General features: G+C 68.7%; 17 protein-coding genes and 1 riboswitch. Of the genes, 10 read left to right on the top strand and 7 right to left on the bottom strand.

Going from position 1 to position 20,824, the window contains the following annotated elements; translation table 11 throughout:
• Nucleotides 1–147 (top strand): PLP-dependent transferase (locus QH168_RS01935; RefSeq protein ID WP_280232626.1); only part of this gene is annotated, 147 nt, incomplete at its 5' end.
• Nucleotides 148–376: 229 nt separating this feature from the next.
• Here the strand turns inward: QH168_RS01935 and QH168_RS01930 are convergent.
• A complete protein-coding gene (locus QH168_RS01930; protein ID WP_280232621.1) occupies nucleotides 377–970 on the bottom strand; it encodes a DUF1345 domain-containing protein in 594 nt (197 codons plus the stop codon).
• Between the two features lie 151 nt (nucleotides 971–1,121).
• Here QH168_RS01930 and QH168_RS01925 point away from each other — a divergent pair, with 151 nt between their 5' ends.
• The 4 genes from QH168_RS01925 to lexA all read left to right on the top strand — a co-directional run bounded on the left by QH168_RS01925 (nucleotide 1,122) and on the right by lexA (nucleotide 4,898).
• Nucleotides 1,122–1,748, top strand: a complete 627-nt coding sequence (locus QH168_RS01925; protein ID WP_280232620.1) for a TetR/AcrR family transcriptional regulator — start codon at nucleotides 1,122–1,124, stop codon at nucleotides 1,746–1,748.
• A 128-nt stretch (nucleotides 1,749–1,876) separates the two neighbouring features.
• Nucleotides 1,877–3,223 carry a flavin monoamine oxidase family protein gene (locus QH168_RS01920; RefSeq protein ID WP_280232619.1) on the top strand — a complete coding sequence of 449 codons (1,347 nt, stop codon included), beginning with the start codon at nucleotides 1,877–1,879 and terminating at the stop codon, nucleotides 3,221–3,223.
• Between the two features lie 127 nt (nucleotides 3,224–3,350).
• Entirely contained in the window at nucleotides 3,351–4,232 is an 882-nt protein-coding gene (locus QH168_RS01915) for an alpha/beta hydrolase (protein ID WP_432421015.1), read from the top strand.
• Between the two features lie 21 nt (nucleotides 4,233–4,253).
• Nucleotides 4,254–4,898, top strand: coding sequence for a transcriptional repressor LexA (lexA, locus tag QH168_RS01910; protein ID WP_280232617.1), 645 nt, complete (start codon nucleotides 4,254–4,256; stop codon nucleotides 4,896–4,898).
• A gap of 5 nt (nucleotides 4,899–4,903) precedes the next feature.
• Here lexA and QH168_RS01905 read toward each other — a convergent pair whose 3' ends face one another.
• Nucleotides 4,904–6,469: a molybdopterin-dependent oxidoreductase gene (locus QH168_RS01905; protein WP_280232616.1), complete on the bottom strand. Its 1,566-nt coding sequence runs from the start codon at nucleotides 6,467–6,469 to the stop codon at nucleotides 4,904–4,906.
• 215 nt (nucleotides 6,470–6,684) lie between these two features.
• Between QH168_RS01905 and QH168_RS01900 the strand changes: the two genes are divergently transcribed.
• Nucleotides 6,685–12,696 (top strand): non-ribosomal peptide synthetase, encoded by a 6,012-nt coding sequence (locus QH168_RS01900; protein WP_280232615.1) that lies wholly within the window; start codon nucleotides 6,685–6,687, stop codon nucleotides 12,694–12,696.
• A 5-nt stretch (nucleotides 12,697–12,701) separates the two neighbouring features.
• Here the strand turns inward: QH168_RS01900 and QH168_RS01895 are convergent, their stop codons facing one another.
• Nucleotides 12,702–13,595 carry a bile acid:sodium symporter family protein gene (locus QH168_RS01895; protein ID WP_280232614.1) on the bottom strand — a complete coding sequence of 298 codons (894 nt, stop codon included), beginning with the start codon at nucleotides 13,593–13,595 and terminating at the stop codon, nucleotides 12,702–12,704.
• Nucleotides 13,596–13,986: 391 nt separating this feature from the next.
• Here QH168_RS01895 and QH168_RS01890 point away from each other — a divergent pair, with 391 nt between their 5' ends.
• A complete protein-coding gene (locus QH168_RS01890) occupies nucleotides 13,987–15,261 on the top strand; it encodes an MFS transporter (RefSeq protein WP_280232625.1) in 1,275 nt (424 codons plus the stop codon).
• Nucleotides 15,262–15,263: 2 nt separating this feature from the next.
• Here the strand turns inward: QH168_RS01890 and QH168_RS01885 are convergent, their stop codons facing one another.
• Nucleotides 15,264–15,578, bottom strand: a complete 315-nt coding sequence (locus QH168_RS01885; RefSeq protein WP_280232613.1) for a DMT family transporter — start codon at nucleotides 15,576–15,578, stop codon at nucleotides 15,264–15,266.
• A gap of 17 nt (nucleotides 15,579–15,595) precedes the next feature.
• A riboswitch (guanidine-III (ykkC-III) riboswitch) is annotated at nucleotides 15,596–15,666 on the bottom strand.
• Nucleotides 15,667–15,805: 139 nt separating this feature from the next.
• Between QH168_RS01885 and QH168_RS01880 the strand changes: the two genes are divergently transcribed.
• Entirely contained in the window at nucleotides 15,806–16,270 is a 465-nt protein-coding gene (locus QH168_RS01880; protein WP_280232612.1) for a PaaI family thioesterase, read from the top strand.
• A gap of 80 nt (nucleotides 16,271–16,350) precedes the next feature.
• Here QH168_RS01880 and QH168_RS01875 read toward each other — a convergent pair whose 3' ends face one another.
• The 3 genes from QH168_RS01875 to QH168_RS01865 form a co-directional block, all read right to left on the bottom strand.
• The gene (locus QH168_RS01875; protein ID WP_280232611.1) at nucleotides 16,351–17,310 is read right to left on the bottom strand and encodes an SMP-30/gluconolactonase/LRE family protein; all 960 of its coding nucleotides are present in this window, start codon (nucleotides 17,308–17,310) and stop codon (nucleotides 16,351–16,353) included.
• A 145-nt stretch (nucleotides 17,311–17,455) separates the two neighbouring features.
• Nucleotides 17,456–17,857 (bottom strand): PaaI family thioesterase, encoded by a 402-nt coding sequence (locus tag QH168_RS01870; RefSeq protein ID WP_280232610.1) that lies wholly within the window; start codon nucleotides 17,855–17,857, stop codon nucleotides 17,456–17,458.
• Nucleotides 17,858–17,979: 122 nt separating this feature from the next.
• The gene (locus tag QH168_RS01865; protein WP_280232609.1) at nucleotides 17,980–18,366 is read right to left on the bottom strand and encodes a hypothetical protein; all 387 of its coding nucleotides are present in this window, start codon (nucleotides 18,364–18,366) and stop codon (nucleotides 17,980–17,982) included.
• A gap of 250 nt (nucleotides 18,367–18,616) precedes the next feature.
• On the opposite strand from QH168_RS01865, the gene QH168_RS01860 reads away from it, so the two are divergent.
• Together QH168_RS01860 and QH168_RS27655 are read left to right on the top strand one after the other, a co-directional pair.
• A complete protein-coding gene (locus QH168_RS01860) occupies nucleotides 18,617–19,123 on the top strand; it encodes a sigma-70 family RNA polymerase sigma factor (protein ID WP_280232608.1) in 507 nt (168 codons plus the stop codon).
• Between the two features lie 180 nt (nucleotides 19,124–19,303).
• Nucleotides 19,304–20,803 (top strand): N-acetylmuramoyl-L-alanine amidase, encoded by a 1,500-nt coding sequence (locus QH168_RS27655; RefSeq protein WP_432421012.1) that lies wholly within the window; start codon nucleotides 19,304–19,306, stop codon nucleotides 20,801–20,803.
• The last annotated feature ends 21 nt before the right edge of the window (nucleotides 20,804–20,824 follow it).

Below are 20,824 nucleotides of genomic sequence, written 5' to 3'. Positions count from 1 at the left end.
CCGGCGTCCACCACCCACTCCCAACTCACCCCCGACGAACAACTCGCCGCCGGCGTCACCCCCGGACTGGTCCGCCTCGCCGTCGGCATCGAAGGCATCGACGACATCCTCACCGACCTCCGCACAGGATTCACGGCGGCGCACTAGCGGCCGCATGGGTGTTCGCGTCCGTCCAGCGCGAACCCCATCGCAGAGGGCCGCTCGGTGATGGCGGCCCCGGGAGGTGGACCCACGCGCCGGTAGTTGAGGGGACCGGCACGCGCCGCCGTATCCGGCTGTGTACTCGTGTCACAGCCGGATGCACCCGCGAACAGCAATCACCACACCCACCCCGCCGATGCGCTGCCGGACATCGGCGGGGTGGTGCTGGTTGCGGTCAGCTCTTCAACCAATCGATCGCGATGGCGACCACGGCAGCGTTGAAGAAGAAGATGAGAATGCTGTGCGCGGTGATCCGGCGCCGCATCGCGGTACTCACGACCGAGACGTCGGATACCGCGAACGATGTGCCGATCACGAACGAGAAGTACACGAACTCCGACAGCCCCGGCGCAGGGCAGTCCGGGAAGCGCAGACCGCCATCGGCGAAGAACGCGTGCGTGTAGATCTGTGCGAACGCGGTATGCAGGAGCAGCCATGACACCAGGACCGTGGCCGCCGAAATGCCCTGCGCGAGTTCATCGCCCTCATTGGCGCCCGCGGTCATCAGAAACCCCGCCGCCAGGCCCGAGCTGCTCGCCACCAGCGCCAGCACCGTCGTGTACCAGCGGGGAGCGACCAGCTCGCCGGACCGTGCGGCGGGCAGATCGCGGCGCAGCAGCAGCCAACCCGTCACGAGATAGACGATTCCGAGCCCGTTCCAGACCACCAGTAGTTCGACCCCGGCCTGGGAACCCACGGATGCCAGCAGCCAGGCCAGCCCGACCACGGTGAGTCCGAACTCGAGTGCCCAGAGCAGCTTGCGGCTCACGGCACCTACCTTTACCAGGTCCGTCGGCCGGGTATCGCGGATTCGAGCAGGTGTCGGTCGCGGACGCCATCGATCGACATGCCCCGCGACGACGGGCATGGTCGCCGTGCCCCGCATGGCAGAATCTCGGTCAGCTGACCGAGGAGGGTTCATGCCGTACGTGGAAGCGTCAGTGCGTCGCACGCAACTGGTGGCCGCCGCCCGGATCGCGCTCGCTCGCGGTGGTGTGGCCGGTACCTCGTTGCGTGCCGTCGCCGCCGAAGCCGGGGTACCGCTGGGCACGATGCAGTACGTGTTCCCCTCGAAGGAGCTGTTGTTGCGGGCGGTGATCGAGGATGTGGTGGATGAGATCGCGGCGGTGCTCGAAGGTGCCGTCGAGCTGGGGGAGGGGCTCGAGCACGCGATCCGCCAGGGTGTGCACAGCTTCTGGTCGCATCTGGTGACCGATCGGGCGAACTTGCAGGTCATGCAGTACGAACTCGTCACCTACGCCCTGCGCACGCCGGGGCAGGAGAGTCTTGCGCGCTGGCAGTACGAACGGTATGCCGCCATCATCGCCGAATGGTGCCAGCGTGCGGCGCAGGATGCGGGTGAGACCTGCGCGGTGCCGTTCGGGCGACTCGCCCGCGTCATGCTCGCCTGTGTGGACGGCCTGGTGATCCAGCACGTATGCGACCCCAACGACAGTCGGTCGCGGGAGAATCTGGATGCCGCGATCGAGATGATGGTCGCGCTCGCCGGTATTCGTTCCGCCTCGCGCGCGGTCGCGGGAGACTGACGATCCACCGTCCTCGGAATTCGGTCGCTCGTATGAATTAGTGCCCCGCAGGGGGTTGTATCGCAGGTGTGGGGTCAGTAATCTCCCTCATATCAGTCATGCGACCGACTTATTCTGGAGGATGGGCCATGCAAGATGCCGATGTCGTCGTGGTAGGGGCAGGGCTCGCCGGTCTGAGTGCGGCGCGCAGGTTGGCCGGAGCCGGGCGCAGTGTCCTGGTGTTGGAAGCGCGCGACCGCGTCGGCGGCCGCACTCTCGGAGGTTTCCTCGACAACGGCGTCCCGGTGGAGCTGGGCGGCCAATGGATCGGCCCCACCCAGGACGCGGTGCGTGAGCTGATCGATGAACTCGGTCTGCCGGTGTTCCCCAGCTACGACGAGGGCGACAATCTGACCGTCCTCGACGGGCAGGCGGTGCGATACGCCGACGAAACCTTCGGTCTCCCCGCGGATTCGGCGATGGAAGTGGGCCGTCTGTGGCTGCAATTGGAAGCCTTGGCGTCGACGGTCACCACCGCCGCGCCCTGGCAGACCGCCGACGCCGAAGAGCTGGACCGGCAGACGCTGGACGGCTGGCTGTCCGCGAACACCGGCGACACCCTCGCCCGCAAGCTGTTCGGCGTGCTGGTGCCCGCGCTGTTCTCCGCCGAGGCGCCGGAGCTGTCCCTGCTGCACTTCCTCTTCTACCTCAAATCCGGGACCAGCCTGTACACCCTCATCGCCACCACCGGCGGAGCCCAGGAGAGCCGCGTGGTCGGTGGCACGCACCTGATCTCCGAGCGGATGGCGAGCGAACTGGGCGAGGCGGTCCGGCTGGGTGCGGTGGTGCGCACGATCCGGCAGGACGCGGACGGAGTGGTCGTCGAATACGAAGGCGGCAGTGTCACCGCGCGCCGGGTGATCATCGCGGTGCCGCCCACGTTGGCGGGCCGCTTGCGCTATGTCCCGGCGCTGCCCGCGTTGCGTGACGGGTTGACCCAGCAGATGCCCGCCGGTTCGGTGATCAAATTCCAGGTCGGATACGAGACGCCGTTCTGGCGCGAGGACGGCCTCAACGGATTCGTGCTCGGTCTCGACGACGGATTCAGTCCCGTCCTGGACAATTCGCCGCCCGACGGTTCATGTGGGGTGCTGGTCGGTTTCCTCGAAGGCGCCCATGCGCGCGCGGCCGGTGCCATGACACCGGAACAACGTCGGGACCTGGTGGTGAACACACTGGTGAAATACTTCGGCCCGAAGGCGGCAAACCCGTTCGACCTCCTGGAACAGGACTGGAACGCCGAGGAATTCACGCGCGGCTGCTACGGCGGCCGACTGGGCGCGGGTGTCTGGACCCAGTACGGTGCCGCGCTGGCCGCACCGGTCGGTCGAATCCACTGGGCCGGTGCGGAAACCGCGCAGATCTGGAACGGATACATGGACGGTGCCGTTCGCTCGGGCCACCGCGCCGCCGATGAGGTGCTCGCACAGCTGTGATCCCCGATCGCGAACCTCGGCCACGAGCGCATGCGCCCGCCGCCGCCTTCGGATCATCGGCCCCCGCACCGACGCGTGTTTGAATGCGAGGCGACGGTCCTGGTTCGGTACGAGGTGGGAGGTCGTGGTGCGCGGAACTCGCTTGCTGGTCGGTGCGCTGGTGCTGGCGCTGTGCGGATGTGGCGACGGCGAGGCCGGTCCTACGCCCGCCACCGACACCGCGCGGCCGGAACCGATACGGATCAGCTACGGGGATACCGCCGACAACTTCGGTGACCTCTATCTGCCCGCCGGGAACGCGGGCGATCTACCGGTGATCGTGCTCGTCCACGGCGGCGGCTGGGAGCAGGTGCACGACCTGAGCTACACCGCGGTCCTGGCCGAGGACCTGGCCGGGCACGGTGTCGCGGTCTGGAACGTGGAGTACCGGCGGGTCGGCGGGGTGGGTGGCTGGCCGACGACGCTCGCCGATGTGGACGATGCCGCCGAATCGTTGGCGAGCGTCGTACAGGACCGTGCGGGTGGGCGGCTCGATCTGAATCGGGTGCACGCGGCCGGACATTCGGCGGGCGGACATCTCGCGGCCTGGTTGGCCGGACGGCACACCATCGACGGCACCGACGCGCCCGGCACCGATCCGCGGGTGCGGCTGTCCAGCGCGACGATCATGGCCGGTGTGCTCGACCTGCGCCTGGCCGCGATCAACGGTCACGACCGGTTCGTGCGCGATCTGCTCGGTGGGCTGCCGGATCAGCAACCCGACCGGTACCGGATCGCCTCACCCATCGAACATCTGCCGGTCGGACTGCCCGTCACCGTCGTACACGGCGACCGCGACGCCACCGTCTCGCCCGAGCAGAGCCGCAGCTACGCCACGGCCGCGCGGGCAGCGGGAGATCCGGTGACGCTCCATCTCATTCCCGGCGGCGGACACGCGGACTTCGGCGATCCGGGTTCAGCGGCATGGGCCGCCGCCAGAACCGCGATCCTGGACCGAGTCCGTATCTGAGTCTGCGTCTACCATTCCCGCGTGAGCGGATACGAGCATCTCGACACCTCGACGCTGCCGCCGCGGCAGCGCAGCATCCTCGCCACTATTCAACGCTGGGTGGTCGAGCGGGGTTATCCGCCGAGTACCCGTCAGCTCGGCGACGCGGTGGGATTGCGGTCGGCGTCGTCGGTCTCCCGGCATCTGAAGGCCCTGGAGGAGAAGGGTTTCCTGCGGCGCGGCGATGCGGTGGCGCGGCCGATCGATGTGCGGTTGTTCCTGCGTGGGACCGAGCAGCCGGTACAAGCCGAAGACACCGTCGCGGTACCGGTCGTCGGCGATATCGCCGCGGGCACACCGATCCTCGCCGAAGAACACACCGATGACATGCTCACCCTGTCCCGTGAACTCGTCGGCCGCGGAACGGTATTCGGACTGCGGGTGCGCGGCGACTCGATGATCGATGCCGCCATCTGCGATGGCGATCTCGTGGTGGTCCGCCAACAGCAGGAGGCGCATTCCGGCGATATCGTCGCCGCGATGATCGACGACGAGGCCACCGTGAAGGTGTTTCGGCGGCGTAACGGGCACGTGTACCTGGAGCCGCGCAACCCCGCCTACGACGTCATCGACGGCGACCGCGCGGTGGTACTCGGCAAGGTGGTGTCGGTGATGCGGCGCGTATGAGCCGCTCAGCGGACGGTGATGGCGCGGTTGTGCCAGCCGGTCGCGCCGTCCGGGAAAGGCGGTGTGCGCCGGTCGGTCTGGCGGTAACCGGTGCGATCGGTCGCGCGCACGCGCAGAGTGTGCTCGCCCGGTTCGGCCTGCCACGGCCAGAACCATTGCCGCCAGGTGTCGGTGGAGTACTCGGTGGCGAGCCTCGCCGGCTGCCAGGGCCGGTCGTCGACCTGCACCTCCACCAGATCGATACCGGCATGCTGGGCCCAGGCCACGCCCGCGACGACGATCTCCCCGGCGGGCAGCGTCGCGCGATCACGCGGCACATCGATGCGCGAGGCCGTCTTCACCGGCGCCCGCTCGGCCCAACCGCGACGCGTCCAATAGGCCTGCGCCGCATCGAATCGGGTGACCTCGAGCTCGACCACCCACTTCGTCGCCGAGACGTAGCCGTACAGCCCCGGCACGACCAGCCGCGCCGGATAACCGTGTGCCACCGGCAACGGCGCCCCGTTCATGCCGACAGCGAGCAGGGCGTCGCGGCCGTCGGTGAGCGCGGCCAGCGGTATGCTCGCGGTGAATCCGTCGATACTGCGGGACAGCACCATATCCGCCCCCGCTGCCGGGCCCGCTTCGGCGAGCAACTCGGCCAGTGGGTATCCGGTCCACAGGGCGTTACCCGCGAGATCGCCGCCGACCTCGTTCGACACGCAGGTCAGGGTGATCATCCTGGCCACGGCTTGTCTGCCGCGCAGATCGGCGAAGGTGTACTCGACCGGCCGCGCCACCATGCCGTGGATGCGCAGCCGCCAATCGTCACTGGTGAGCGTGGGTAGCCGCAATGCGGTGTCGACGCGGTAGAAGCTGTGGTTGGCGGTGACGAAGTCGGTGATGCCGTCGACCGGTAGTTCGGCGCCCTCGGGTATGGCGGGCGCGGGCGCGGCGGGTGCGGGCACCACGAATTCCGCGCGGTCGGCGGTGACGTCGCGTAGGCGAGCGCCGATCCAGTGGCCGAGCGCGGCCGAGCCTGCCGCGACGGCACCCGCGGTCGCGGCCAGCCGGAGGAACCGCCTGCGCGAGACGTCGGTGTCGTCCGGTACACCGGGCGCACGGTTCAGCAGCAGACGCAGTGTGCAGATGCCCGCCACCACGCCGAGGAGGGTGGGCAGCGCCCAGCCGAGCGTGGCGTCGGGCCGCCGCACCGCCGCCCACATGACCGCGAGACCCGCGAGCGCCAGCAGGATGCTGCCGTACCGGTGGCGGCGGTCCAGCACACCGGCGGCGGCCGCGGCGAGCGTCATCACCACGGTCATCACCAGGAACAGCACCGCCTTGTCTCCGCTGCCGAACTGCCTGATCGCCCATTCCTGCACGGCGTGCGGTGTGGTGTCGACGACGGTCGCGCCGAGTACGTAGACCGGCGACGCGTCCGGCGCGAACAGGGCGGCAACCAGATGCCCGACGCCGATCGCGATCGCGCCCGCCACGATGCCCGCCACGGCCGCGGCGACCGCGTTCGGTATCGGCGCTGAGGACTCCAGCTCGGGTTCGGGTGCGGCCGAATGTGTTCGATTGTTCATGGTGGTCTCGCCTACGGCTCGCGGCGGCCGATGGTCTGCTCACCTCGGACAGTACTCCGGCTGGGGAACTCCGGCAGTGGCTGTCGGATGTCCCGGCGACACCCATTGATGGCTAATCAGTAGCAATCATCCATGATCGTTACTCGCCGGTGGCTTTCAGGCAAAGGTTAGGCTAACCTCTTGGCTTTGGCCCGCTAGATGCAAGGTAGAGCGCGATGAGATCGTCCGGCGAAGTCGGTGAATCCCTGCCGTTGACGTCGGCGCAGCGTGAAGTGTGGTTTGCCCAGCAGCTGCTGGGGGACGTACCACTCACCACCACCCAGTACATCGACGTCACCGGCCCGCTGGACCGGGCCGTCTATCAGGACGCCGCTCGGATCGCCGCCCGCGAGACCGGGGCCTATCTGCGGTTCGAGGTCGGGTTCGACGGCCAGGTGCACCAGTGGATCGACTACGACCAGAACGACGAGATCGGCTATCTCGACCTGCGCGCCGAATCCGATCCGGCCGCTGCCGCGCGCGAGTGGATGCGCGCGGACCAGTGCACGCCGTTCGACCTGCGCAACGATCCGCCGCTCCAGTCGACGATCCTGCATATCGGCCCCGACCACCATTTCATCTACACCCGCGCGCATCACATCGCGCTCGACGGCTACGGCGCCATGCGGTTGCAGCAGCGCCACGCCGAGCTGTACACGGCGATGGTGCGCGGCCAGGAACCGCCCGCCGGAACCCGGCAGTCGCCGGACGTGCTCGTCGACGCCGATATCGCCTATCTGCGGTCCACGCGCTACGAGACCGACCGCCGCTACTGGACCGAGAAGGTCGACGGCCTGCCCGAACCTGTGACGCTCGCGACCCGTCCCGGCGCACCGGCCGCCCAGGCCATCGTCATCGGCGACGTCCTCGAGCCGCGGCTGCTCGCGGCGCTCGAGCGAACGGCCGACGGCGCGGGCACCGCCGGTGTGTTGGTCGCCGCGCTGGCCGGTTATCTCGCCAGGATGACCGGTCTGCCCGAGGTGACGTTGAGTCTGCCCGTCACCGCACGCACCACCGCGGTACTACGACGCGGCGGTGGCATGGTGACCAATGTGGTGCCACTGCGGGTGGGCACCGGACCCGAGGCCACCACACAGGAGATCATCGCCGCGGCGCGCCGCGAGCTGAGCGGTGCGTTGCGCCATCAGCGTTTCCGGGGTGAGGAGGTGGCCCGGATCGCCCATCACGGGCCCGACGCTCGTGGATTCGGCCCCGCGGTCAACATCATGAACTTCCGCGCGGGCGTCGATCTCGGCGCCGCCACCGGCACCCTGCATCTGCTGTCCACCGGACCGGTGGCCGATCTGGCGCTCAATATCTACCCCGCCGCCGATACCGGTCTGCGGATCGAATTCGAGGGCAACCCGAACCGGTACACCCGTGATGAGCTGATCGCCCACCACCAGCGATTCCTGCGTCTGCTCGCCGATATCGTCACCGGTCCCGCCGATTCCGTCGTGCACGCACTCGAGGTGTTGCGACCGGACGAACGCGAACGGCTGGTGCCCTGGCGTGGCACCGATGCGGTGCCCGCCGTACCGCTGGCCGGACTCATCGCGGCCGCGGTGGCGCGCAACCCGCACGGGACCGCGGTGGTGCACGGGGACCGGCGATGGACCTACGCCGAGTTCGACGCCTGGACCAACCGGCTCGCCCGCGCCCTGATCGCGGCGGGCGCCGGACCGGAGACCCTGGTCGCCATGGTGCTCGAACGCTCCGCCGAATCGGTGGCCGCGGTGTGGGCGATCAGCAAGGCCGGCGCCGCGTTCGTCCCGATCGATCCCGGCTATCCGCCCGAGCGCATCGCGCACATCCTCGGCGACAGCGGCGCGCACCTCGGCGTGAGCACCGCACCGTTGCGCACCGGACTGCCCGACGCCGCGACCTGGCTGCTGCTCGACGATCCGGCCACCCCCACCGGGCACGCCGCGGAGCCGATCACCGACGCCGACCGTCGCGCCCGGCTCCGCACGGCGCATCCGGCCTACCTCATCTACACCTCCGGCTCGACCGGTCTGCCCAAGGGTGTCCTGGTGACCCACGGCGGCCTGGCGAATCTGGCCGCCGAACGCCGGGACCGCTACGACCTGCATCCCGGTGCGCGCACCCTGCACCATGCCTCACCCGGCTTCGATATGGCGGTCGGTGAGCAGCTGTGCGCACTGGCCGGGGCGGCCACGCTCGTCGTCGCGCCACGGTATGTGGTGGCGGGCGCGGATCTGGCCGAACTCATGCGCCGCGAAGCGGTGACCAACGCGATCATCACTCCCGCCGTCCTGGCCACCCTGGATTCGGCGGCGCTGCCGTCGCTGCGGGTGCTCGGCGTCGGCGGGGAGGCCATCCGAGCGGATCTCGTCGACGCGTGGGCGCCCGGACGGTTGATGCGCAACGGTTACGGCCCCACCGAGGCCACCGATATCGCCACCATCGGCGAACTGGTCGCGGGCACCCCGGTCACCATCGGCGCTCCGCTACGCGGCTTCCGCGCGGTGGTGCTCGACGCCCTGTTGCGTCCGGTGCCGCCGGGGACGCCCGGTGAGCTGTACATCGGCGGGCCCGCGCTCGCCCGCGGCTACCACGGTAAGCACGGGTTGACCGCGACTCGTTTCGTCGCCGACCCGTACCGGACCGGCGACCGGCTCTACCGCACCGGTGACCTGGTGACCGTCACCGACGGACCCGATCCGGCACTGATCTACCACGGCCGCACCGATTTTCAGATCAAGGTGCGTGGCCACCGCATCGAACCGGGGGAGATCGAGACCGTTCTGACCGCGCGCAATGAGGTCGCCCGCGCGGCGGTCACCGTGCACACCGATCCGCGCACCGGCGCTCATTTGGTGGCCTACTTGGTCCCGACGCCCGCCGCGACCATCGCTATCGAGGCACTGCGCGCCGAACTCGCCGACGCACTGCCCGCCTACCTGCGCCCGGCGGCCTATGTGGTGCTCGACGCGCTGCCGCTGACACCCAACGGCAAACTCGATACCCGCAAGCTTCCGGCACCCGTCTTCGGCCGCACCGGATTCCGTGCACCAGCCACACCCGCCGAACGACAGGTGGCCGCGGTGTTCGCCGAGGTGCTCGGTGTCGAAACGGTCGGCGCGAGCGATGATTTCTTCGCCCTCGGCGGTACCTCGCTGACCGCGACCCAGGTGGCCGCACGCCTCGGTACCGGGGTGCGTACTGTTTTCGACGCGCCGACCGTCGCGAGTCTCGCCACTCGGATCGACACCCGCCCCGGCGCAGCGCTCGCGCCCGTCGCCGGTGCGCGCCCGGAACGCATACCGCCCGCACCGGCCCAGTTGCGACTCTGGCTGCTCAACCAGTTGATGCCGGAATCGGCGGCCTACCATCTGCCGGTGGCGCTCACCCTGACCGGGCCGCTCGATCCGGTGGTGCTCGCGACCGCCCTCACCGCGGTACTCGACCGGCACGAGATCCTGCGCACCGTCTACCCGGAGACCCCGGCCGGGCCGTACCAGCGAATTCTGCCCACCACCAGGGCCGCCGAGCTGATCGACCTCGTGCCCGTCGACATCGACCGCGCCGACCTCGACCAGCGCGTGGCCGCGATCACCGGCGCGCCCTTCGACGTGACCCGTGATCTCCCGGTGCGGGCGCGCTTGCTGCGGCTCGACGCCACCGAACACGTGCTGGTGCTCACCGCCCATCACATCGCCGCCGACGGCTGGTCGTTCGGCCCGCTGATCGCCGACCTCACGACCGCCTACGCCGCGCATGCCGCCGACGTCCGGCCGCAGTGGGCGCCACTGGCGGTGCAGTACGCCGATTACACACTGTGGCAGCAGAATCGGCTCGGTGACGGCGTCGATGCGGAATCGGTGGCCGCGCGTCAGCTCGCGTACTGGACCCGCACCCTCGCGGGCACCTCAGGGCAGCTGGCATTGCCCGCCGATCGAGCCGGCGCGAGCGAAGGTCGAGGCGCCGCCGTCGATATCGAGATCGACCGGCCGACGCTCACCGCGCTGACCGAGCTGGCGGCACGCAACGACGCCACCGTCTTCATGGTCGCCTACGCGGCCTACATCGCCCTGCTGCACGAACTGTGCGGCAGCGGCGACATCATCGTCGGCACGCCGGTGGCCGGTCGCGGCCATCCCGCGCTCGACCACCTGGTCGGCATGTTCGTCAACACCCTGCCGGTGCGGGTGACGGTCGAGCCCGGTGAACCGTTCACCGCACTGCTCGCTCGCGTCCGCACGGCGACGCTCGAAGCCTTCGACCACGCCGATGTTCCGTTCCATCAGATCGTCGAGGCGGTGAACCCGCCGCGGGTCGAGGGTAGATCGCCGCTGTTCCAGACCGTGTTCTCCTACGAGAACCTGCCCACACCGCCGCCTTTGCAGCTCGACGGCCTCCGCGTGGCGGTCCGCGATCTTCCTCGGGACAGCACGCATTTCGAACTCGCGCTCACGCTGCGTCCGCAGGCGGGCGGGGATGGTCTGGCCGCCGAGTTCCGTTATGCGACCGAGCGATACGACCGGGAGACGGTGGCCGAGATCGCCTTGCGCTTCCAGCAGGTCGTCGGTCGGATTGCTGGTGATCCGATGAGCATTGTCGGTATGCGGTCGCAGGGCGCACCGGAGAATGCCGGATCACCGGATCGGCGGACGGGCGTGGCTACGGCCATGCCCTCGCAGGCACCCTCCCACGCGACCGGGGGAGTGCCCGGCGCCGGAGCGGGCCTGGCCGCCGCGCTCGGAGCTTCCACCCGCAATCCCGGCGAAACCCCCACCACCGAACGGGAACTCGCCGTGGCCGCAGTCTTCGCCGATGTGCTCGGTACCGACACGATCGGCCTGGACGACACGTTCTTCGATCTCGGTGGCACCTCCCTGCTGGTGTTCACCCTGCGCACCCGGCTGGCCGAGGAACTCGGCATCGAGGTCGATCCACGCACCGTCTTCGAACAGCCGACGGTGCGGGCGCTGGCCGCGCTCGAACCGGCCACCGAACGCGACGACCGATGGGTCGCCGACCTGGTCGCCGACGCGCGACTCGATCCGGCGATCGATATCGCCGACCTGGTACCGCCGGTCGACACCGGCGACGTCCTGCTCACCGGCGCTACCGGATTCCTCGGTGTGCATCTGCTGCGGGAACTGCTCGACCGCACCGACTCCCGGATCTGGTGCCTGGTCCGCGGCCGAGACCGACAGGACGGGCTGCGCCGTATCACCGCCGCGCTGTCGCGCTATCAGCTGGCGCACCACGATCTGGCCGATCGGGTGGTCGCGGTGCCCGGCGATCTGGAGCAGCCGCGATTCGGCCTGAACGAGGCCGACTTCGCCGATCTGGCCGCCAGGATCAGCGTCATCCACCACAACGGCGCCCGCGTCAATCATCTGGAGTCCTACGCCGATCTGCGCGCGGCCAATGTCGGCGGCACCACCGAGGTACTGCGGCTGGCGACGACCACCCGGATCAAACCGGTGCATTTCGTCTCCACCCTCAATGCCGTGCTCGGCACCGAGACCAGCGGCATCGTGCTGGAGGACAGCGATATTCCCGCCGCGGAGGTCACCAGACACGGCTATGTGGCCGCCAAATGGGTGGCCGAACAACTGGTGCTCGAGGCGGGCAGGCGCGGTGTGCCGATCGCGGTGTACCGCCCCGGACTCATCTGCGGCTCGGTCCAGACCGGCGTGATGAGCGCCGACGACTCCCTGTGGACCATGGTGCGCGCCGCCGCACTGCTCGGTGTCGCACCGGAACTCGGTGATACCGCCGTCTCGCTCGCGCCGGTCGACTATGTGGCGCGGGCGCTGGTCGCCATCGCCAATGCCGGGCTGCCCGATATGCGCCGCTACCACCTGGTGAACACCACTCCGACTCGGGTGGCCGACATCCTGGCCGGACTGGTGCGGATGGGCTATCGCATCGACACCGTCGACCTGGACCAGGCGAAACAGCGCCTGACCGAACAGGCCGTCGACCACGACGACCTGATGCGCGCGACCTTGCTCATCGGCAACTACGCCGACCTGGGTGATCCGGGTGTGGCCGATGTGATCCTCGACGACAGCGCCGCCCGCGCCGCCCTCGCACCGGCCGGGATCCTCTGCCCGCCGATCACCGACGAGGTGATCGACCGCTATCTGGCGGCGTTCCGGGCCGAGGGTGTGCTGCCCGAACCGTTGGACGCCGAACGCGCCAGGGCGTAGCGAACCTAGACACGCGTATCGACGGTGTCGGCTGTCGACGGTTGCTTCGCCCGTGACCGCGCGAACACCACGGTCGCCACGCCCGCCGGAATATTCATCAGGAATCCGTACACGGCGGCGGGCACGGCCATTGTGTCGTTGTTCAACACCGTGGCCGCCACCGCGATGGCAAGGGCCGCATTGTGGATGCCGATCTCCATACTCGCGGCGATGGCATCGCCGTGGCGCACACCGAACAGGCGCGGCACACCGTAACCGATGCCGAGCCCGATCACGCACAGCAGCAGCGCGATCGCGCCCAGCTCGCCGACATGGTCGGTGAAAGCGTCGAATTCGGAGAACAGGGCGGCGCAGACCACCAGCACCAGCACCACGCCCGAACCGATCTTGACCGTGCGCTGCATGCGCAGCGCCCAGCCGGTCCACCGGCCGCGCACCCACATACCGAGCGCGACGGGGATCAGCACGATGGCGAAGACCTGGAGGAATTTGGCCGGTTGTAGTCCGAGCCCCGCGCCGTCGTCGAGGAAGACCGAATACGACAGGCCGACCACCACCGGGAGTGTGAAAACCGCCAGCACCGAATTGATTGCGGTGAGCGTCACATTCAACGCCACATTGCCGCCCGCGATATGGCTGAACAGATTCGCCGACGAGCCACCGGGTGAGGCCGCGAGCAGCATCATGCCGACGGCGAGCGCACCCTCGAGGCCGAACGCCTTGACCAGGCCGAAACAGATGACCGGCATCACGATCAGCTGGCAGGTCAAGGCGATCACCGCCGCCTTCGGATACTTCAGCACGCGGGCGAAATCGCTGACGGTCAGCGTCAACCCGAGGCCGAACATGACGATGCCGAGTGCGACCGGCAGCGCGACCGCGAAAACAGTTGAGCCCATGCGCGTCCTTCCGAAACCGGCCCTGCGGCCGCCCGCTGATCGTGTCATATCGCGGTGCCTCGAGCTGCCCCGCAGTGGTTGCCCGCACGGGTGAATCTCTGTGACACACCCCATTTCGGAGAACTGTGACGGGTATCACTTATCGCGACGGATGTGCAGGTCGGCGCGGCGGTTCGCCCACCGTTTCCGAGTAGCGGGGTGTTTACTGCCAGGCAGAAGCGGGTAACGAAGTTCTTCGTATCGAGCCCTCGGCCAGGACTGTTGCCGATGGGCTGATCGGATCAGCGCCGGTCGAGCCAGCAGGGGTGGTTCGGCGGCCGGAGAGGACGTGCTCGTGACGGACCGAACACCGGAAGCCGGGCGAATCAAGAGGTCGGTCGCCGCATCGGCGATGGGCAATGCCACCGAGTGGTTCGACTACGGCGTCTACGCCGCGACGGCCACCTATCTCACCGATGCCTTCTTTCCCGGCGAACTCGGGACGCTCGGCACCATGCTCGGCTTCGCCATCTCCTTCGTGCTGCGCCCGCTCGGCGGCATGGTGTGGGGCCCGCTCGGCGACCGCATCGGCCGCAAAGCCGTCCTCGCCACGACCATTCTGCTGATGGCCGCCGCGACCGGCCTCATCGGTGTGCTGCCCACGCACGGCCAGGTCGGTGTGCTCGCCCCCGTCCTGCTGATCCTGCTGCGCGTGATCCAGGGCTTCTCCACCGGCGGCGAATACGGTGGCGCCGCGACCTACCTGGCCGAATGCGCCACCGACCGCAAGCGCGGCTTCCTGGGCAGCTTCCTGGAGTTCGGCACCCTCGGCGGATTCGTCGGCGGTTCGGCCGTCGTGCTGGCCTGCCAGCTCGCCGTCGGCTCGGACGCCATGCACGACTGGGGCTGGCGGATCCCGTTCCTGCTGGCGGTTCCGCTCGGCCTGATCGGCTGGTATCTGCGGGCCAAGCTCGACGAGTCCCCGGTCTTCACCGAGGTCGCGGAAAATCCGCATCCGCCGACCGGCCTGCGTGAGCTGATCGGCTCCTATCGGCGTGAGCTGCTCACCCTCGCCGGACTGGTCGTCGCGTTGAACGTGGTGAACTACACCCTGCTCACCTACCAGCCGACCTATCTACAGAAGACGATCGGCCTGGACGAGTCGACCACCACCACGATGATGCTGATCGGCCAGCTGGTGATGATGGTGTGCATCCCGTTCTTCGGCGGGCTCTCCGACCGGGTCGGTCGACGGCCGCTGTGGCTGGTCTCGCTGGTGGGGCTCGCGGTGCTCGCGGTGCCGATGTACATGCTGATGGGTGTCGGCACGGCGTGGGCGGTGGTCGGCTTCGTGGTGCTCGGCCTGTTCTACATTCCGCAGCTGGCCACCATCAGCGCGACCTTCCCCGCCATCTTCCCGACCCATGTGCGCTACGCCGGTTTCGCCCTCGGCTACAACGTGTCGACGGCGATGTTCGGTGGTACCGCGCCTCTGGTCAACGAGGCGGTCATCGAATCGACCGGCTGGACGCTGTTCCCGGCCTTCTACATGATCGGCGCCGCGTTGATCGGTCTGGTCGCCTGGGCGTTCCTGCGGGAGACGGCGGGCACCTCGATCCGTGGTACCGAGGTGCCCGACGCCAGCACCGACGAGATTCCGGTGACGCCGAAGGCCGCGGTCGCCTGAGGTCAGTGGGCCAGCTTCAGGCCGACCACCCCGCCGACGATCAACACCAGCAGGGCGATCTTGAGGACCGAGATGCTCTCCGAGCCGGTGGCCATCGCGTACAGCACCGTGAGGGAGGCGCCGATGCCGACCCACACCGCGTACGAGGTGCCCACCGGCAGGGTGCGCATCGCGTAGGCCAGACCTGCCATCGACAGCACCAGTGCGACGGCGAACACCGCCGAGGGCGCGAGTCGGGTGAAACCTTCGGATTTGCCGAGTGCGGTGGCCCAGACGGCTTCCAGAACGCCGGAGACAACCAGTACTGCCCATGCCATGGCGGTCATTCCTTTCGGGAATACCGTCTTGTCGCTGCCCGGGTACGGTTTCGATCGGCCGGTCGGTCGCGGGAATGGGCGACCTCGCTACCGATGATAGCCACCTTCCGCAGACGGTCGAGTCATGCCAGTATTGGCGGTGTGCCAATATCGGGGTGGTCCGGCGGCACGCATGGCGTCCGGGCGGTATTTCCGGATGCTCGAGTCTGTGGAAAGGACTGTTGCGTATGAGCGAGGTCGAAACGCCTCCCTTCACCGAGATCGTGAACGGGGCCATGGAGCACACCATCCCGATCGCGCACACGATGGGTGTGCAGGCGATCGAGGTACGACGCGGTTATGCGGCCACCTCGGTGCCCGCGCAGGGCAACGGCAATCACTTCGGGGTGATGTACGCGGGCGTGCTGTTCACCGTCGCCGAGATCCTCGGCGGCGCCATCGCGATCGCCACCTTCGATAATTCGGAGTTCTATCCGCTGGTCAAGGATCTGCACATCTATTTCCGCAAACCGGCCAAGACCGATGTGCGGGCCGAGGCGACGCTGTCGGAGGAGGAGATCTCCAGGATCGTCGAGGAAGCGTCGGCGGCGGGCAAATCCGACTTCACGCTGAAGGCGGTCGTCACCGATGCCGCTGGTGTGGTGGTGGCCGAAACCGAGGGGCTCTATCAGCTACGGGCACACGGTAAATAGGGCCGCCGGACGTCGCCGGAATCGGGGCCTCGGCGGTGATCCCGGATTACCGCCTGTGCCCTCGACCGGTTCCGGCGGCGTCAGTTCCCCTGGTTCAACCGGATGCGCAGGACGTCGCCGCCCTCGGTGCCCGCGAACACCGTGGGATCCGCCCCGGCGGATACCGCGAGCGCGGTGATCGGCTGGGTGGCGGCCACGATGCAGGTGCTGCCGGTGGCGGCGTCGACGCGGGCCAGCTTTCCGGTCGCGGTGCTCACATAGAGCATGCCGTCCGGCCCGACGGTCAGATCGTCGGGCAGCGCGGGCGGATTCGACTGGGGGGACAGATCGGTCACCACGCTCGGATGGGCCGGATCGGCGATCGGGACGCGCAGGATCCGCGCCGTCGGGCTCGACAGCAGCGTCACATACAGCGCGTCACCGTGCACCACGATGCCGTTGAGGCCGAAGTCCTGCGGCGCCGCCGCCGTCCATTCGCGGTCGATGGTGCCGTCGCGGCGCACCCGGATGATGCCGCCGCCGGTGTCGGTGATGTAGAGGTAGCCGTCATCGTCGAAGGCGGCACCATTGGCCATACCGATATTGTCGACGAAGATCTCGGGCACCGGGTTCGGCGCGGACGGGTCGAAGCGCACCACACCACCGGTCTTCATGATCGTGCTCGTGGTGATGTTGCCGAAGTTGACGTACAGGAGCCCGTCGGGACCAGGGCGAACCGCGCCGGGAAAGGTGACCGGAACGGTGGCGGTGAGGTTGCCCGCCCGGTCGTAGCGCTCCACGACATTGCGGAAGACGCGGGAGACCCAGAGATTTCCGTCCGCGTCGAAACCGACGTTCTCCGACCAATCCAGCAGCGGCACCTTTGCCGCGGTGGCCGTGGATACCGCGGCGGGCGGGCAGGAGGCGGGGGCGGCATGCGCGGGAGCCGGTGCCAGGAAACCCGCGGCGACCGCGATCAACGCGGCGGCGGGTGCGCCGAGGAAACGGCGGCCGGTGAAGCGGCGGCGCGGACTCTGGTGTCCCGGATGCGCGTTCGGCAAGGCAATCCCGTCTCTGCTGATATTCGGTGGGCCGAGCGGGATCGTAGGATGCCGGACGAGGCCGCCGCAACCCGTCGGGGTGCCCGAGCCGGGGAACACGGAGTTCGCGGAAAGGTTGCCGCCGTGCGGATTTGCGCGGCGCTGGTCAGAGCACGGCCTGGGTCTGGGTCACCTTCGCGACGAGCGCGTCGGCGTCATCACGGATTTCGGTTTCCACCACGATGAAGCGGCGGCCCGGATGCAGCGGTGTGCTGGATGCGATCGCGTGGCCGGAGCGGATGGCGCGCAGGAAGTTCGACTTGGACTCGACCGTCGTGGTCCCGGTGGCGCCCTCGGGCAGGTTGAGGAATGCGCATACCGCCGCCGTCGCGTCCGCGAGCGACATCAGCACACCGCCGTGCATCGCCCCGCCGAGGGTGCACAGCGAGGCGTCCCAAGCGAGTCTGCTGCGCACCATTGCGGGACCGTGTTCGAGGACTTCGACCCCGAGTCGTTCGGTGAACGGCATGGTCTGGTGGAACAGCGCGGTGCCCTCGGTATCGATCATGATCACGAGTCTGCCCGAAATGGTCGGCCGAATCTCGGTCACCGCGATGGTTCGAGGCCGTCGGATCGCGCTCGAGTACGTGAGGCGATCCGGCTCGCCTCATCGGTGTCGGGCGGCGCGCGTCAACCGCGAGTGGGCAGGGCTCCGGCGGAACCGCTGTTGGGCGGGGTGGGTAGCTGTCGCCACGGTCCGCAGTTCACCGTCCGGAACGCCACATCGTGTGCCTCGATCAAGACCCGGACCGGATTCTCCCTGGTGTAGTTGTTGGCCCGGACATAACGCATATCGGTGTTGTCGCCCTCGACCTTCCACAGCCGCCGCCAATCGCAGCCGTGCGCCTGATCGGGGGTTCCCGGCGCCTCCCACAGGCCGGGCGCGATATCGACGCCGACGATATAGACACCGTCGTGCGGCATCTCCGGGGACGGTGCGGCGGCAGCGGTCCCACCGCCGAGCAATGTGGTGACCGAAGCAATGGCCCCGGCGATGACCAGCGTGCCTGCACGCATGACGATGTCTCCTCGAATCCCGCATATTCGCCGCACGGAGCGGCCGGTCTGAGATCCCCGAATCTCCCTGCGCAGATCTACCAGAATGGTGCCGACCATTCGGTCGAATCGGCGATTTCTGTCGATTCACACAAATCGATGTCGTGAGAGTGATGTCACCGGGCCGCCGGGCTGCGATAACTCTTACATGACAGGTTGTCGCTCGGCTCGAATGGTTTCCGGTTCCGCGTGCGGGGCAGGGTGCGCCCGATTGTGCACCGACGACGGGCTCGCGTCCGTACTGGCCGAAGATCGCGCCCTGCTGCATTGGCGGGCGATGCACGCGCTCGGCGATCAGGGCCTTGCCGAACAGGCCGTTCAGGAGACGCTGCTGCGGGCCTGGCGCTCCTGTGCCCGCTTCGATGAGCGTAAGGGCAGTATTCGGACCTGGCTGCTGGCCATCGAGCGCAATGTGATGATCGATATGGCGCGGGCGCGCGCCAGTAGGCCCGGCGACACCGGCTGGGAAGAGGTCTCCGAACTCAGCGATGTCCGCTACTCCCATCCCGACTTCGCCGATGGTCTGGTCGACGGTTTGCTGGTCGACGATCTCCTGGCCCGGCTGCCCGATTCACAGCGGGCGGCGGTGGTGGAAGTGATCCTGCGCGACCGTGCCTATCAAGAGGTCGCGGCAGATTTCGGCATCCCGGTCGGCACGGTCAAGACCCGGGTGCACTATGCGCTGCGTGCCCTGCGGCAACTGCCACGAGTGGCCTGACCTGCGCTGACGCCTCTTCCTACGGCCCAGCCGATAAACGGTCGTGACTCAGATCACACTTCGATAACGGGGGTTGCGCTGCGGTTGCCGCTGTGACCAGAGTGAACCACTGGGTTTGGTGTTGCTAGTGGGAAGCTAGTGGGAAGGGAGGGGCGCTCCGTCCCGGAGCGCCGACCGCACATGAAGCCGAACATCGTCAAGGCTGGTATCTGCGCCGCCGTCAGCGCGGCGATGACGGTCACCCTGTCCGGTGTCACCGCGTCCGCCGAACCGATCTCGCCGGACATGGCCACCAAGCTGGCGGGCAAGACCGTCTTCCTCGATCCGGGCCATCAGGGACCGAACCACACCGAGAATCTGTCCCGTCAGGTCAGTGATGGCCGCGGTGGCACCAAGGACTGTCAGACCACCGGAATGACCTCGCTCAACGGGGTCGCCGAACACACCATCAACTGGAATGTCGCCCAGCTGGTCAAGACCTCGCTGGAAAGCCTCGGCGCCCGCGTGGTGCTCAGTCGCCAGGACGACAGCGGCTGGGGCGGTTGCATCGATGAGCGGGCCAGGGCGGCCAACGAATCCGGTGCGGCTGTCGCCGTCAGTATCCACGCCGACGGCGCGCCCGCGCAGTACCGCGGATTCCATGTCATCGTGCCGCAGCTGCCGATCCCGGACGCGGCGGCCGATCGGGTCCAGTCGACCGATGGGCTGGCGGCCTCGAAGTCGGTGCGCGATGCCTACCTGTCGTCGGGGTTCCCCGCCGCGAACTACGCGGGCGTGGTCGACGGCTTGCAGACCCGCGCCGATGTGGCCGGTCCCGCGCTGACCACCGTGCCCGATGTGTTCGTCGAGATGGGCAACGGCGCCAACCCGGAGGACGCGGCGCTACTGGAATCCGCGGACGGCCAGCTGAAGCACGCCATCGCCATCACCACCGGCCTGGTCGGCTTCCTGCTCGGCGCGCCCCCGGCGAGCGATACCCCGGTGGCGGCGCCCGACACCGGAGTGGACCGTCCGGCGGTGGCACCGGACACTCCGGCGGCCGCACCGGAAGCCCCGGCGCCCACAGCGCCGACGACAACGGCCCCGCCTGCGGACGCCGCGCCGGGACCGGAGGGGACCGATGCTGCACCGGCGGGGACCGAGTCCGGACCAGCGGCAACCGATCCTGCCCCGGCTGGGGCCGAGCCGGGACGGGCAGGGGCCGAGCCCGCACCGGCTGGGACCGATCCCGCACCGGCTGGGACCGAACCCGGACGGGCAGGGACCGATCCCGCACCCGCCGAGACCGATCCTGCTCCAGCGGGGACCGAGCCCGCGCCGACCACCTCGCCGACGCCCACCACCACCGCGCAGGCTCCGGCGCCCGCGCAGCGACCGGGCGTCAACAATTCCCGCACCGCACCCGGTGCGAACGCACCGCAGGCGCAGTCGGCGCCCGCGACCACCACGCCGAAGGCGGCGCCGAGCACCACCGAGCCGCCGAGCGGGTCGAGCGGCACATCCACCGAGCCCGGCACCGAATCGACCGCACCGGATACCGGCGACGGTGTGGTCGGCACGGTCATGAAGCTGCTGATGCCCTTGGCGACGGCGCTCGGCATGGACGACACCGCGATCACCTCCGAACTGATCAACCTCGCCTATACGCTGGCCGCCGCGCTTTTCTCGCCGACGGACTGAATCACAGCGCTGCGATGCCCA

Origin of the sequence: Nocardia cyriacigeorgica, from assembly GCF_029868385.1 — a bacterium.
GTDB classification, from domain to species: Bacteria; Actinomycetota; Actinomycetes; order Mycobacteriales; family Mycobacteriaceae; genus Nocardia; species Nocardia cyriacigeorgica_F.
Note: the sequence above shows the minus strand (reverse complement) of the source record. Positions and strands in the feature narration are given on the sequence as shown.